The organism is Nitrosomonas sp. Is24 (assembly GCF_033063335.1).
In the GTDB taxonomy this organism is placed as follows: domain Bacteria; phylum Pseudomonadota; class Gammaproteobacteria; order Burkholderiales; family Nitrosomonadaceae; genus Nitrosomonas.
Map to the genome: position 1 here is coordinate 1,913,325 of NZ_JAWJZG010000001.1, position 14,878 is coordinate 1,928,202.

At 50.0% G+C, this 14,878-nt stretch carries 11 protein-coding genes and 1 tRNA gene; 11 read left to right on the forward strand and 1 reads right to left on the reverse strand.

What is annotated here, in order from left to right; all coding sequences use genetic code 11:
* The first annotated feature begins 58 nt into the window (after positions 1 to 58).
* From R2103_RS08745 to R2103_RS08775, 7 genes are all read left to right on the forward strand, one after another.
* The gene (locus tag R2103_RS08745; RefSeq protein WP_317531071.1) at positions 59 to 2,455 is read left to right on the forward strand and encodes a TonB-dependent receptor; all 2,397 of its coding nucleotides are present in this window, start codon (positions 59 to 61) and stop codon (positions 2,453 to 2,455) included.
* Positions 2,456 to 2,457: 2 nt separating this feature from the next.
* The gene (locus tag R2103_RS08750; RefSeq protein ID WP_317531072.1) at positions 2,458 to 3,678 is read left to right on the forward strand and encodes a PepSY-associated TM helix domain-containing protein; all 1,221 of its coding nucleotides are present in this window, start codon (positions 2,458 to 2,460) and stop codon (positions 3,676 to 3,678) included.
* A 406-nt stretch (positions 3,679 to 4,084) separates the two neighbouring features.
* Positions 4,085 to 5,191 carry a hypothetical protein gene (locus tag R2103_RS08755; RefSeq protein WP_317531073.1) on the forward strand — a complete coding sequence of 369 codons (1,107 nt, stop codon included), beginning with the start codon at positions 4,085 to 4,087 and terminating at the stop codon, positions 5,189 to 5,191.
* On the forward strand, positions 5,188 to 5,640 hold the full coding sequence (locus tag R2103_RS08760) for a GNAT family N-acetyltransferase (RefSeq protein ID WP_317531074.1): 453 nt from the start codon (positions 5,188 to 5,190) through the stop codon (positions 5,638 to 5,640). The genes R2103_RS08755 and R2103_RS08760 overlap by 4 nt, the downstream gene beginning before the upstream one ends.
* Before the next feature lie 59 nt (positions 5,641 to 5,699).
* Positions 5,700 to 6,539, forward strand: a complete 840-nt coding sequence (gene dapF / locus R2103_RS08765) for a diaminopimelate epimerase (protein WP_317531075.1) — start codon at positions 5,700 to 5,702, stop codon at positions 6,537 to 6,539.
* Positions 6,540 to 6,580: 41 nt separating this feature from the next.
* A complete protein-coding gene (locus R2103_RS08770) occupies positions 6,581 to 6,865 on the forward strand; it encodes a hypothetical protein (RefSeq protein ID WP_317531076.1) in 285 nt (94 codons plus the stop codon).
* Between the two features lie 325 nt (positions 6,866 to 7,190).
* A complete protein-coding gene (locus R2103_RS08775; RefSeq protein WP_317531077.1) occupies positions 7,191 to 8,312 on the forward strand; it encodes a TIGR03118 family protein in 1,122 nt (373 codons plus the stop codon).
* 561 nt (positions 8,313 to 8,873) lie between these two features.
* Here the strand turns inward: R2103_RS08775 and R2103_RS08780 are convergent.
* A tRNA-Leu gene (locus R2103_RS08780) sits at positions 8,874 to 8,958 on the reverse strand.
* A 57-nt stretch (positions 8,959 to 9,015) separates the two neighbouring features.
* On the opposite strand from R2103_RS08780, the gene rnr reads away from it, so the two are divergent.
* The 4 genes from rnr (at position 9,016) to R2103_RS08800 (ending at position 14,816) form a co-directional block, all read left to right on the forward strand.
* Positions 9,016 to 11,304, forward strand: a complete 2,289-nt coding sequence (gene rnr / locus R2103_RS08785) for a ribonuclease R (protein ID WP_317531078.1) — start codon at positions 9,016 to 9,018, stop codon at positions 11,302 to 11,304.
* Between the two features lie 70 nt (positions 11,305 to 11,374).
* Positions 11,375 to 12,115, forward strand: coding sequence for a 23S rRNA (guanosine(2251)-2'-O)-methyltransferase RlmB (rlmB, locus tag R2103_RS08790; protein WP_317531079.1), 741 nt, complete (start codon positions 11,375 to 11,377; stop codon positions 12,113 to 12,115).
* A 100-nt stretch (positions 12,116 to 12,215) separates the two neighbouring features.
* Positions 12,216 to 13,973 (forward strand): arginine--tRNA ligase, encoded by a 1,758-nt coding sequence (argS, locus tag R2103_RS08795; protein WP_317531080.1) that lies wholly within the window; start codon positions 12,216 to 12,218, stop codon positions 13,971 to 13,973.
* Between the two features lie 24 nt (positions 13,974 to 13,997).
* Positions 13,998 to 14,816 (forward strand): SPOR domain-containing protein, encoded by an 819-nt coding sequence (locus R2103_RS08800; RefSeq protein ID WP_317531081.1) that lies wholly within the window; start codon positions 13,998 to 14,000, stop codon positions 14,814 to 14,816.
* Positions 14,817 to 14,878 lie beyond the last annotated feature (62 nt).

The following is a 14,878-nucleotide window of genomic DNA, read 5'->3' on the forward strand; positions in this document are numbered from 1 at the left end:
ATTGAATAAGTAAACCAAATTTTTGGCCAACATTCATAAGAAAAAATCAGGAGCACAAATGCAGAAAATTTTATCGATATTGGGATTGATGGTAGCGCTCTCCGGGGTTGTTCAAGCACAAAACAGAACCATCGATATTCCCGCGCAGAATTTGTCGGAGGCGCTCCACAGCTTATCCAGTCAAACGGGGATTCAGTTATTATTTACCGTCGAGAATCTGCAGGACATCCGCAGTCAAGCCGTTAACGGATTAATGAGTCCCGAGCAGGCACTGGCACATCTGCTGCGTGGAACAGCGTGCATCTACCTGGCAAGCGGAAAAGATACTTATGTGATCAAGAAATCCGGAGGAGAGACAACGCCCTCCAAATCCATGGTACTGCCGGAGGTCACGGTCAGAGATTACACCAATCCGGGTTCTCCCTATAACACCCAATTCATCCGGCCAAACACCTCAACAGCTACCAAGACTAATACGCCGGTTATGGAAACACCCTTTTCCGTTCAGTCACTACCACGGCAAGTCTTACAAGACCAGCAAGCCATCAGACTCGATTCCGTTTTGCAGAATGTCAGTGGCGTAACCCAGATGCCAACCAATCAGGGCGGATCCGATGGATTTCTGATTCGTGGATTTAGCAGCGATACCACGTACCGCAACGGTGTTTTCATGCCGAATTCCCTGGGCGGAGGCACAGTCAAGCGCGAGATGGCTAATATTGAAGAGATTCAGGTACTCAAAGGCCCTGGTTCTATCTTGTTTGGCCGTGCCGATCCGGGTGGGATTATCAATACGGTTACCAAACAACCGCTGGCGACACCCTATTATTCACTACAGCAACAGGCGGGTTCGTTTGATTTTTACCGTACAACAGCCGATGCAACCGGCCCCCTGACAAAGGATGACCGTTTGCTCTACCGCCTCAATCTGTCTTACGAAAACTCTGGGTCATTTCGAGATTTCGTTAATACTAGATCGGTTTTTATTGCGCCTGTCGTGAGATTCAATATTAGTCCGCAAACCCAGATTACCGCTGAGCTCGAATATCAAAGTTTCAAAAACGTGGCGGATCCGGGGATTCCTAATATGGGTAATCGTCCCGCTGATGTTCCGCGTAATCTTTTCTCGGGAGAACCTGCAAACAACAGAAATCCCGGAGACCGTTATTTCATCGGTGTTAACTGGTCGCATATGTTGAATAGCGACTGGACTATTTCGCACCGCTTATCGGCAGAACTGCTTGATTACAGTGGCAACTCATTGTTCTGGTTTACCCCTGCTGCTGCAAATGGCTCATTAGAAAGATTCTTTAACAATGCCCCTACTAATCATTCCAATCGATTTCAAACCTCGGTCAATTTAACCGGTAATGTGACGACCGGCGTACTCAAACACACGCTCTTGTTTGGCTACGACTACATCTTTATGGACGACAAAATTAAAAGTAATTGTTGCGCCGCTGCGCCGGCATTTAATATTTTCAATCCAACTTATTTGACTGGACGTCCTACTCTGGATCCCATCAATAATTTTAATATCGGTATTACGCAATCATGGCACGGCGCCTATTTTCAAGATCAGATTAAGCTTCCGTACAATTTTCATGTTCTGGGGGGATTCCGTTACGACAATGCGGTTGGGCGTAACACGGTAGCCGGCATGACCACTTCTGCAGAAGACCGGTTTACACCTCGTGGCGGCTTGCTGTGGCAACCGGTACCTTGGCTTTCCATGTATGGTAGCTATACCGAGAACTTCGGTGCGTCGAATACGTTATTCAATATCGATGGACAAAGATTGCCGCCGCAGACTGCACAACAATGGGAAGCGGGCTTAAAAACCGAATTCTTTGATGGCCGTCTGAGGTCAACCTTTTCCTATTTTGAGCTGACCAAGCAGGGAATTGGCGCGCCTGATCCGGCCAATCCATTCCGTTCAAGAACAATAGGAGAAGCGGAAACCCGCGGTATCGAAGTGGATGTAGCCGGAGAAGTTCTACCCGGTTGGAATCTGATTGCCACATACAGTCATTTGCCTTTCGCTAAAATCACTAAGGATCGCGGAACCGAATTTGATCCTGATGGTAATGTGATTGGAACTAACTTGGGCAATCAAGGCAAGCGATTGTTTCTGGCCGCCGAACACACCGGTACCCTATGGAGCACCTATGAGTTCCGCAATGAAGCGTTACGCGGACTTAAGCTGGGTGGAGGAATTCAGGGGATTGGGAAACGTCAGGGCGATCCGGGCAACAACTATCAATTACCAGCATTTGTGATCGGTAATTTAATGGCGAGCTATCAAGTTAAAGCAATGCAGAAGATGCGGCTTACCGCTCAACTCAACGTGCTGAATGTTTCCGATGAGAAATATTTTGTGGGAACCAATAGCGGAAATTTCATCACAGTCGGTGCACCACGCACTTTTCTAGGTTCGCTGCGGATTGATTACTAGCGATGTCTTCAGAAACCGGAACAAGCAATAATCCAAGGGCTTTTCGTGATCAGCGGGGCCGGTCATGGCGTCGGCTATGGCTTGACATCCATTTGTATCTTGGTTTGTTTGCAGGGGCACTGTTAGTGATTTTTGGTATTACCGGTAGCATCCTGGTGTTCTGGCAAGAGATTGACGAATGGCTGAATCCTGAGTTGCTGACGGTGACTGTACCTAAGCAAGCTGATCGCGCCGATGGTGAAGCCATCTTTCAATCATTGCATAAGATCGTCCATTCGGCAGAGCAAGCGGCGGCTCAAGGCAGTAAGATCACAGCGTTGTATGGCCCGCGCAATAGTGCAGGTGTATTTGCTATTTATGCCAGCCGGGAGTCCGGTGATTGGCAACGTATCTTTGTTGATCCCTATCAAGCGAAAGTAACCGGCGTGCGTAACTATGGCGCGGATGAATGGATTCCGGATTACCTGATGGACTTTATCTTCCAGCTTCATTTCAGTTTGCTGTTGGGCGCGAATGGGTTTGTGATCGTTGCGATCGCTGCCCTGCTTCTGATTATCTCATTGATCACAGGCTTGATAGTCTGGTGGCCTGTCACCGGTCATTGGCGCAAAGCTCTCACCATCAAAAGCCGCTCAGGAGTGGTGCGATTCAACTTCGATCTACACAAGACATCTTCTTTTTATTTCTTTCCCGTGCTCGGCGCAGTCTTGCTGTCGGGCGTGTACATGAATCTCAATGAGCCGTTTGTCTGGGTAACTCAGCAGTTTTCTCCTTCTACCCGGGATTATCCGCACAAATTCTTGTCAGGGCCGGTTACCACCATGCCATCCATCGGCGTGGAGCATGCCTGGAATATCGCCATGGAACATTTTCCCGGCGGGAAACTCAATGCAATTTACCCGCCAGCTAGTGGCACAGGGGTCTTTACCGTGGTACAAAGAAATGTGCCCCAGTTGAATACTTTCTGGCCGGAGCGTCAAATCGCGATTGATCAGTACAGCGGGAAAATATTGGATGTGCGTGCACCTGATACACGCCGGAGTGCAGGAGAAACATTTCTCGATTGGCAATGGCCGTTACATTCGGGTAAGGCGTTTGGGTGGATCGGACGAATTCTGATTTTCCTCAGTGGACTTGCTTGCCCAGTTATTTATATGACAGGCGTTATCCGATGGCTACAAAAACGGCAAGTACAGCATACAAAAATCAGACGCATGAGCTAAAGCGGTCGAAGTTGTAAGAATTTTTGTGTAAACGATCATTAGGCGGGAAACTACGCTCGGAAAACCAGAGTGATTCAATGCTCCAGATTTGATCGACTTGATTTTTGATGACGCCGGTAATCATAGTTTGGACACTTGTGCTCTATCGTGGAAAACCGCAGCGTACAACAACCGGCACGGAAAATGAACGAAAATCTGGCACCAGGCATTCAGCACTCCATCGGTTAGCGTCAGGTATTCGCCTAGTGTAAAAAAATATTACCGTTTAACCATCTTCCTCTGTCAACGAATAGTAACCTGCTTCGTTAATTGCTCTCGCATGACAGGCTCCCGGCTTGATGGGAGCGCCAGAATTGCAGCTTTACAAAAAATCTAACTAATAAAATATGCTCGCTCCGCGTTCGTTATGAGAAAACTGAATATTGCCTATACCTGTAATGTAAGAAAACCATGGATGGAAGACGAGCGCTATGGCGAGTTTGAAGGTCCTGATACCATCAAAGCGGTGACGGCAGCGTTGGAACGCATCGGCGCGAATGTGGAATTGATCGATGTCGGCCCGGACATTTACGCGCAGCTCGAACAGCGCAAAGAACAGATCGATTTGGTATTCAATAACACCGAAGGATTGGATGAAAAAGAATTGCGCGAAGCTATCGTGCCATTCTTTTGCGAACACCTGCATATTCCTTACACCGGCAGCAGCCCCAAGACCTTCATTAACAAAATGGATAAGGCGACAGCCAAAAAGATCGTTGCGTATGACGATGTGCCGACCGCACGCTTCCAGCTCATGCTACCCGGAGAACAGCTTGGCGATTTAGCCTTCCCGTTGATGGTCAAGCCCTACAGCGAAGGTACCAGCATCGGCATCAGCCAAAAGAGCAAAGTGCACACGATTGCAGAACTCAATGAAGCGGTGAGCGCAGTCTATGCACAATTCAACCAACCAGCGCTCGTTGAAGAGTTCCTGCCCGGTAACGAATACACCATCGGCCTGATTGGCAATTATGTGCTGCCCATCCTTGAAATCGACTTCGCCAAGATTCCCGGACAACCGCATGTGCGCGACCCGCATGTAAAAGATATCGAGAACCCTTACATCTCGCATCTTGATTGGAGCGAGAAAGCGAAAAGCTACGCGAAAATCGCCATCGAGGCACACGAGGCGCTTGAGGTGCGCGACTACAACCGCATGGATTTCCGCGAACGCGACGGCCAGCTGTATTTCCTGGAAGCCAATGTGATTCCTGGCGTGCACCCAACCGAGGCGGATCTGACCAATATGTGCCGGCACGCAAACATCGCGCACAGCGACATGATCGCTTTGATCGTTTACACCGCCATACAGCGGCTCTCGCTCAGATACCCGGAACAATTTGCAGGAAAAACCGAAACGCTCGAAAACCTGGTGAATCAGGCCATCGGCAAAGCGGCCAAAGCAGGCACCGTCACCTATCGTGACCGGGTGTACACCCTTTTAGGAAAACCAACGGCAGAGCACACATCATGATTGTATCAATTTCCAAGGAACTGCACGCCAGCCTGATAAAAATCGCGCTGCAAGACATTGGTTCCATGTATGAAGCAGCCATTCGCGATGAACTGGAAGACATCGCGCGCGGTAAGAATTTTGGCGTTTGCGCCATGGATGACGGCAAACCAGTCGGTTATGCCATCGCCAGAAAGACGGTTGATACCTATCACCTGCTGACATTGGCGGTTGATAAAGAACATCGCAGTAAAGGGTTCGGTTCTCTGATGCTGGATAGTATTTTCGCGGAGATCGAACGGCAAGGCGGAAAAATCCTCAATGTCGTAACCGACGCCGATGCCAATGAAAGTTTGCGGTTTTATCTGAAAAACGGCTTTGCCTTGACCGGTATTGTGCAGGAAGAATTTATCCCGGGCGTAGCCCAGGCGCATCTCACAAGACGGGCGGGCTACAGGCCCTTTAGCTAGGCAAGTAAGCAGTATTTCTTGCCATTTCATAACGATGCATTCAAGAGACGGACTGGATCATGAGAATTAAAGCGACAAAAATGGATGGGTGTGGCAATTCTTTCCTCGTGGTGGATGAGATGAAAACGCCTTTGGCTGGGTTTAATCGATCGCTGATTTCAAGCGCATTGTCCACGCAGCACGAAACCGACGGCATTCTTTTCGTGGATATGGACCCCCTGCAACGCACGCCGACGATGAAAATCTTCGATCGAGATGGCACTGAGGAAACCATGTGCGGTAACGGTCTACGTTGCGCCACGCGTTATTTGCACGATACCTACATCCGTAATGACATTTTTTCGATTGTCACCGGCGACGGCAAAAAGGAAGTACGCGTCATCGACGATTTGACCGAGGTGAATTTGGGTGAAGCGCGAGAATACCGGCAAATTAACGATCAACTGCATTATGTTTTCACTGGTGTTCCGCACGTGGTGGTAATCGGTTCGGAAATGAGTTTGGAAAACGCCAGAATCTTTGGCCGGTCGATACGTGAAGAAAAATCATTATGTGAATTTGTCGGCCACCCGGAAGGCGTTAACGTTAATTTTATCTGGCGCGATGCGGACGGCATTTCCGTGCGCACATTTGAAGTCGGCGTGGAGGATGTCACGCTGAGCTGCGGTACAGGCAGCGCGGCAAGCGCCTATGTGGCCGCAAAAGTCTTCGGCACGCCGCTACCGATCATCACGAACTCCCTTGGTGGCAGCCTGAAAATCTCGAATACTGACGGGCGCTTGTCAATTCGCGGGCTGACACGTTATCAAGGCAAGGTCATCGGATTTGTGAATAACATTCACCCTAAACCCACCAGTCCGATTGACTATCATCATCACCAGCAACAACAAAGCTGGTGATGCACACCCCCCGCGCGAGTGCTTATTTAAGGTTATTCTTTATGGAATTTTCAATTGTTACGTTTCTGTTAATCATGGCTGCAATGGCACTCGCTGATGTCTGCTGGACGCTATATTTCATCGATGTGGAAGAAAGAAGAGCACACCCCGCCGCATTCTGGTCTGCGATGATTATTCTGGTCACGGCATTCACCGTCACCAATTATGTCGAAAACAAAATTTATATTGCAGCCGCTTTTTTGGGTGCGTATTGTGGCACCTACGTAACCATCCGGTGGAAACTGAAAAAAGAAAATGAGATGAAGCAAAAATCGCTGGTCGAATAACCCTCATTGAACACTCAAGCTCCTCTCTAGCCGATTACCAATCGGCTAGCTCCAAAACTCAAAGCAATCGTTCTCTCTTTTACCGCTTCGTCCGCTTCGCACTCAAAGTGAAGCGGACACCCCTGCATATTAATTAATCAAATCATAGCAATGATATACATTTTGACAAACCATTTAATTTGCTGTAAATGGAATTTGTGTCAATTCGAAGAAGGGTGTTTCTAATTTTTTTAAAACTATTTCATACCGGCCGTTGCGCATTCCATTCAAGAAGCACAGTTGAGTTCAATCCCTAGCACCGGCTCATACATACAGGAGCTTAATCATGCATAAAATTCGACTCCATCGCACAGCACTTGTTACCGGTTTATTTTTAATTTCTTTTGCACTGCCTTCTCACGCCGTTTTATTCAATATTAACAATCTGGTCACTGACGATCAAAGCGCCAATGCCGCGCAAATCACGGACACCGGCCTGATTAACGCATGGGGATTGTCTTACGCACCCATCGGACCCTTCTGGATCTCCGCCAATGGCAGTGGAACATCGCCGCTATATAGCGTAAATCCAGTAGATCAAACAACCAGCAAGCTAGCCTTAACCGTCTCGATCCCAGGTGCCGGTAATGTCACCGGCCAGGTTTTCAACGGCACCAGCGCATTCAATGGCGATCGCTTTTTATTTGTAAGCGAAGACGGCACCGTTTCGGGCTGGCGCCCCGCTTTGGGTTCAACGGCCGAAACACTCGCTACAGCATCCGCGTCTTCCCTCTATAAAGGCGCAGCACTCGGCACGATTGCCGCAGACAGCTATCTCTACGCCGCCAACTTCCATTCCGGCGCGATCGATGTATTCCCAGGCTCCATCGCATCTCCATCCCTTCCGGGTTCATTCACCGACCCTGCCCTTCCGGCTGGCTATGCACCGTTTAATGTGCAAAACTTGGGCGGTACGCTGTATGTGACTTATGCCCAGCAAGACCCGTTATCGCCGGATGAAGTGGCAGGACCGGGACTCGGTCTGGTGGATGCCTATGACTTGCAGGGAAACTTCCTGTCTCGGATCGCAACTGGCGGCACCTTAAATGCACCTTGGGGTTTGGCGATCGCTCCTTCATCCTTCGGATCGATGGCCGGGGCACTGCTAGTGGGCAATTTTGGCGATGGCCATATCAGCGCCTTTGACTCTGCAACGCATGCATATCTGGGGCAAGTGCTTGGCTCCGATAGCAGCCCTGTCGCAATCGACGGACTTTGGGCAATATCACCCGGTAATGATGGTTTGGCGGGAAGCAGCCATTTGTTGTATTTCACCGCCGGGCCTGATGATGAAAGTCACGGATTATTCGGTGTTTTGACTGCTGTGCCAGAGCCATCGGCTTATGCCATGTTGCTAATCGGTTTGGTCTTTCTCAGCGGCGCGATTGCACATCGTAATCGAAGTTAGCTGATCCGCCGGATAACGACTCCGCCATTGATTCTACTGCAGGAAGCAAAACAGGCTTTGCCCTTTTCTCTCATTGATGGAAGAATGCGCGGAGTTCCGGAAAAATCCGGCATTGGCGTTTACCATCACCTGCATTCAAGAAAAATCAGACAGATGATTCAAACGGGCTTTGATTAATTACTAGAAAGGATATTGTGTTATGAAAAAAATTCTCATGATCGGCTCATTAGTATTTTCCTTGCTCCTCTACGGAAGCTTTATACTGACCGGCAATGGCGCTGTATTAGCTTTCGTATTATTGGGGCTCGTTATCTCTTTTACCTGCGCAATGCTGTTCTTGTCGAATAAATAGATCGCGCGGAGGTATTTAAATTTTCCCTATCGCCATTATATTAATGCAATACATAGCATCACCAATGTGCTATAAGGTCGGAAATAACAGAAATTCACCGGAAATAATACGCAAAAATTGCTGAGTGATTTTTGCGGCATAGTTTATGGTATAGAAAGACTTAATATAAAAATTATTGTTTTAATACTCAATAACTTATTATGTGCTGATGGTGCCCAGAAGAGGACTCGAACCTCCACACCCGAAGGCACATGGACCTGAACCATGCGCGTCTACCAATTCCGCCATCTGGGCAAGAGACAACCGTGCCAGGCTGTCAAAGAACGCGTAATTCTATAGGAAACCACTGTTTTGTCAATTAAGAAGAATCAAAAACTGCGTAATCTGGATCCGCATCTCAAACGTGAGAAAGAGCGCTACGAAAGTCCATTGCCCAGCCGGGAATATATTCTGCAGATTTTGCAGCAGCAGGGAATTCCACTGGCTGAGCAGGTATTACAGAAATTACTGGATATCACAAAAAAAGAAGAAGAGCTGTTTAATCGCCGCTTAACGGCGATGATGCGCGAAGGTCAGATTTTCCGTAACCGCAAAGGCGATCTCTGCGTGATGGAGAAACTCGACCTGATCAAAGGCCGAGTGCAGGGTCATCCCGACGGATTCGGTTTTCTGATTCCCGATGACGCCAGCCCGGATTTGTATCTCAGCGCAAAAGAAATGAACAAAGCACTGCATGGCGACCGGGTAGTGGTGCGCGAAATCGGATTGGACCGGCGCGGGCGCCGGGAAGCCGCCATTGTAGAAGTTCTAGAACATACCAATACCCAACTGGTGGGACGGCTGTATATCGACCACGGTATTTTATATGTCGTGGCTGAAAACAAACGTATCAGCCAGGATATTCTGATCGCCAATGAGCACTCACTCAAGGCCAAGGCGGGGCAGATTGTCATCGTGGAAATCATCCAGCAACCGAATAAACAAACGCAGCCAATCGGCAAGATTATCGAAATTCTGGGCGATTACACCGCACCCGGAATGGAAATTGAAATCGCTTTGCGGAAACACGACCTGCCTTACATTTTTCCTCCCGAGATAGAAAAACTCTCCGCCAAATTTCCCAAGAATGTCTTGAAGAAAGAATTCAAGGGACGCAAGGATATCAGTCATTTACCGCTCGTCACCATCGATAGCGAAACCGCGCGCGACTTCGACGATGCTGTGTATTGCGAGGATAACGGCGATGGGTACCGGTTATATGTAGCGATCGCGGATGTCAGCCACTACGTCAAACCGAAAGATGCGATTGATCAGGAAGCGCTGAGCCGGGGTAATTCCGTGTATTTTCCGCGCCGCGTCATTCCGATGCTGCCGGAGGCGCTCTCGAACGAGTTGTGTTCGCTCAATCCGGACAAGAACCGCCTCTGCATGGTGTGTGAAATCCAATTCCAGAATAATGGCGAAATACTCGATTATGTTTTTTATCCCGCGGTGATGCGCTCGCACGCACGGCTGACTTACAACCTTGTTGCGGCGATCCTGGCCAATCCGAAAGGAGCCGAAGCCAAGGAACACGCCGCGCTGCTGCCGCACTTGCAACGCACTAACAAATTGTTCAAAGCGCTGCTGAAAGCGCGCAAGAAACGCGGCGCGATCGATTTTGAAACCACTGAAACCCAGATGTTCTTTAACGATCAAGGAAAAATCGAAAAGATTGTGCCGGTGCAACGCACCGAAGCGCATCGTTTGATCGAGGAATGCATGCTGGCGGCAAATGTCTGCGCGGCGGATTTCCTGCAAAAGAACGGCCAGACCACGCTATATCGCATCCATGAAAGCCCGGTTCCGGAAAAGATCGAAGCATTGCGCAATTTCCTGAAGGAATTCGGTATTCAACTGGGCGGCAAGACCAAACCGGGCGCCAAGGATTACGCGCAAACCCTGCTCAAAATTCAAGGCAGGCCGGATGCGCAATTGCTGCAAACCGTCATGCTCAGATCGTTGAAACAGGCTATCTACAGTCCCGATCTCACCGGACACTTCGGGCTGGCGTACGATGCGTATACGCATTTCACCTCGCCGATCCGGCGCTACCCCGATTTGCTGGTGCATCGCGCCATCAAAGCGGTCCTCAATGGCGAAACCTACAATCCTGGCGATTGGCACGAACTGGGCCAGCATTGTTCGATGACCGAGCGGCGCGCCGATGATGCCACGCGTGATGTCGAATCCTGGCTCAAATGCTTTTATATGCAGGATAGAATCGGTGAATGCTTCGATGGTGTGATCAGCAGCGTGACCGGCTTCGGCTTGTTTGTTGCCCTGGATGGCGTGTATGTCGAAGGGCTGGTGCATATTTCCGAATTACCGAGCGATTATTTTCATTTCGATGCGGCCAAACATGTCTTGCTCGGCGAGCGCAGCGGCAAGCAATACCGCTTGGGCGACCGGCTACGCGTGAAATTGGTCCGTGTCGACCTGGAAACCAGCAAAATCGATTTTGTGCTAGCCGAGCCGGATAAAAAGCCGGCGTCAGTGAAAACCCCGGCAAAAGATCAGACAAAAAACCAAGCAAAAGCCAAAGCAAAAACCAAAGCACCGGCAAAAGCACCCGTGAAAGGCAAGAAATCACATTCATAGATGAGGAATTGCTCTAAAATACGCGCAAAAATCAGCCAATCATTTCCCATTTGAGTTTCTAGGTTAAAACGTGTCCAACACTCGCTTTATCTTTGGTTTCCATGCCGTTACCAGCCGTTTGCGGCAAAATCCGGAGAGTGTCAAAGAGATTCTGATCGATGCGGCGCGGGATGATCAACGTGCGCGTACGCTCATCCAACTGGCCGAAAGCCGGAAAATCCGGCTGCTTCCATGCGATAGCGCCAAACTTAGCGCCATGACCGGCAGCGAACGTCACCAGGGTGTTGTGGCCAGTATCGACAGTGCGCGCAGCCATATCGGTCTGGACGATGTTTTGGATACGCTGACCGGACCGGCGCGGCTGCTGGTGCTGGATGGCATTCAGGATCCGCACAACTTGGGGGCATGTCTGCGCGTCGCCGACGCGTTCGGCGTGCATGCCGTGATCGCGCCAAAAGACCGCGCGGTTGGATTGACTTCCACGGTTTACAAGGTTTCTAGCGGCGCGGCGGATACCGTTCCATACATTGCCGTCACCAATTTGGCGCGTACGTTAAAACAGCTGAAAGAACACGGTGTCTGGATTTTTGGCACGGCTGAAGATGCCGAATACGATCTCACGCATTTTCCAATCCAGGGCGCTGTCGCTTGGGTGCTCGGTTCCGAAGAAAAAGGACTGCGGCGCTTGACGCGCGAAAGTTGCGACCAATTGGTGCGGATTCCGATGCAAGGCAGTATTGAAAGTCTGAATGTCGCGGTCAGCGCCGGTATTTGCCTGTTTGAAACGCATCGCCAGCAATCTTTGGTCTGAACTGTGCACCTGCTAAAATACCGCTCATTTTCCGGCAACGGCAATTCCCGTTATGCACAATAATGCAACACAATAAAATTTTATATCTTTATTCTCAACCATGAATTCATCCGCTCACCCGCATTTCAAAACCCATTTCGCCGAGCTATTCCGTGCCGCCGCCAATGCCATCGCCACACCGGATGCCAATGTCCGCATCGAGTTGACGCGCACCAAACAAGCCAATCACGGCGATTATTCGTGTAATTTGGCGATGCAACTGGCCAAACCGCTGCATAAGAACCCGCGCGAAGTGGCGGATTTATTGATCAGCGCCCTGCCCGCCTCGCCTTATCTGGAGAAAGTGGAAATAGCAGGCGCCGGATTCATCAATCTGTTCCTGAAGCATTCCGCCAAACAGCAATACGTGCGCCAAGTGTTGCAAAGCAAGGAAATGTTCGGGCACAGCGATTCCGGTCAAGGAAAAAAAATCCAGGTGGAATTCGTTTCGGCCAATCCGACTGGCCCCTTGCATGTCGGCCATGGGCGCGGCGCGTCGATTGGCGCGAGCCTGTCGAGTGTGCTGACCGCCGCCGGTTTCAACGTGTCGCGCGAGTTTTACGTCAACGATGCGGGACGGCAGATGGACATTCTGACGCTTTCGACCTGGCTGCGCTATCTCGAGCTTAACGATATTCACATTCCATTCCCGCAGAACGCGTATCAGGGCGACTACGTCAAGTCGATGGCCCGCTTGATTCATCAGGCGCACGCCGAGCGTTATGTGCATCATCCGGAATTGGTGTTGGACGGCTTGCCCGTCAGTGTCATGGAAACTGTGGTGAGTACCGACGAACATTTGGATTTGCTAATCGCCAACGCCAAAAAAGTACTCGGCCAGGATTATGCGTATATCCATAATTTTGTGCTCACCGAGCAATTGGGCGATTGCCGCAACGATCTGATGGAATTCGGGGTTGAATTCGATACTTGGTTTTCCGAGCAATCGCTATACGATAATGGCTCGGTCGCACGTACCATCCAATTGCTCAAAGACAAAAAATATTTATACGAACAGGATGGCGCGATCTGGTTCCGTTCCACCGATTTCGGCGATGAAAAAGACCGGGTGGTGCAGCGTGAAAACGGTCAATTCACTTATTTCGCATCCGACATCGCCTATCACCTGAACAAATTCGAGCGCGGTTACGAACAAGTGATCAATATCTGGGGTGCGGATCATCATGGTTATATTCCGCGCGTGAAAGGCGCATTGCAAGCGCTCGGGCTGGATCCGGCCAAGCTGGAAATCGCCTTGGTGCAATTTGCCGTGCTCTACCGCGACGGCAAAAAAGCGCCCATGTCCACGCGTTCCGGTGAGTTTGTCACGCTGCGGGAATTGCGCGAGGAAGTCGGCAAGGATGCCGCGCGGTTCTTTTACGTGATGCGTAAAAGCGACCAGCATTTGGACTTCGATTTAGATCTGGCCAAATCGCAGAGCAATGAGAATCCGGTTTATTACGTGCAGTACGCCCATGCGCGCGTGTGCAGCGTGCTGGCGCAATGGGATGGCGATGCCGCCGATCTGGTTGAAGCCGATATGACGGCGCTATCAAGCCCTGCCGAGCTGGCGTTGCTGCAAAAATTGATCGATTTTCCCGATACCGTGGAAATGGCCGCAAAGGAATTTTCTCCCCATCTGATCGCGTTTTACCTGAGAGAACTGGCCAGCGAATTTCATAGTTACTATAATTCAACACGTTTTCTGGTGCCCGAGATTGCCTTGCAACACGCCCGGCTGGGGTTGATTGCAGCTATCCGCCAGGTATTGAAAAATGGAATGACGTTACTCGGCGTCAGCGCACCTGATAAAATGTAACCGGATTAATGTATAAGGATACCCATGAGTCGAGATTATAAGACCCGCAAACCAACAAAATCCACGCCGGAAAAAGGCGGTTCCGCGTTTTTTGGCGGATTTGTCGGTTACGCATTGGGTCTTGCGAGCGCAATTGGCATATGGCTTTATCTTAACTATATACCCAGCCCGTTCTTACCGGCTGACAAGGTAGCCGGCTCATCGGAAAAAAATCAAACGCAACCTGCTGTTGAAACCCCAAAAGCCGCGGAAAAACCGGCGACGCCAGAACCTTTGGCAGTAGTAGAAGAAAAACCCCGGTTTGATTTTTACAAAATACTGCCGGGTATCGAAGAACCGGAGATTGACCAGGATTTCAAGCGTGCGGCTGAACCGCCCGCACAACCGAAAATAGCCGCGAAAACACCGGAAAACAATAAACCGGCCGAAATCGTGCCACAGCCTGTTCCGCCCCGTCTAACGGTTACCCTCCCGGTCACTCCGCCGCCTCCGCAACAAATGGCTGCGGTACCGCAGCGCGCGCTTCCGGCGGAACAACCGAAGCAACCGCCGCAACCGCAACAACAGCCCCCGGTAACACCGCAAACCAAAGCACCCGCAGCGGCGAAAGAGAAAATTTTTCTCCAGGCCGGATCATTCAGAAAAAATGACGAAGCGGAAAATATGAAAGCGCGGCTCGCGATGTTGGGTGTATTCGCATCGGTACAGCCGATCGATCTGGCAGAAAAAGGAACCTGGTACCGTGTGCGGATCGGACCGTTCAACAGCAAAACGGATAGCGATCAAACCAGCGCATCACTCAGAGAAAATGGCATAGAAACGCAGTTTGTAAAATTACAATAACAGTGCATCGCCACGTTTTAGTTACACTTTTCCTCAGGTTATATCACCCGCCGCAACCCGTT

Bases quoted from the DNA above. Each gene is read 5' to 3' on its own strand.
- dapF (WP_317531075.1), top strand. From the start codon at position 5,700: ATGAGAATTAAAGCGACAAAAATGGATGGGTGTGGCAATTCTTTCCTC.
- R2103_RS08760 (WP_317531074.1), top strand. From the start codon at position 5,188: ATGATTGTATCAATTTCCAAGGAACTGCACGCCAGCCTGATAAAAATC.
- R2103_RS08775 (WP_317531077.1), top strand. From the start codon at position 7,191: ATGCATAAAATTCGACTCCATCGCACAGCACTTGTTACCGGTTTATTT.
- R2103_RS08755 (WP_317531073.1), top strand. From the start codon at position 4,085: ATGAGAAAACTGAATATTGCCTATACCTGTAATGTAAGAAAACCATGG.
- argS (WP_317531080.1), top strand. From the start codon at position 12,216: ATGAATTCATCCGCTCACCCGCATTTCAAAACCCATTTCGCCGAGCTA.
- R2103_RS08745 (WP_317531071.1), top strand. From the start codon at position 59: ATGCAGAAAATTTTATCGATATTGGGATTGATGGTAGCGCTCTCCGGG.
- R2103_RS08750 (WP_317531072.1), top strand. From the start codon at position 2,458: ATGTCTTCAGAAACCGGAACAAGCAATAATCCAAGGGCTTTTCGTGAT.
- R2103_RS08770 (WP_317531076.1), top strand. From the start codon at position 6,581: ATGGAATTTTCAATTGTTACGTTTCTGTTAATCATGGCTGCAATGGCA.
- R2103_RS08800 (WP_317531081.1), top strand. From the start codon at position 13,998: ATGAGTCGAGATTATAAGACCCGCAAACCAACAAAATCCACGCCGGAA.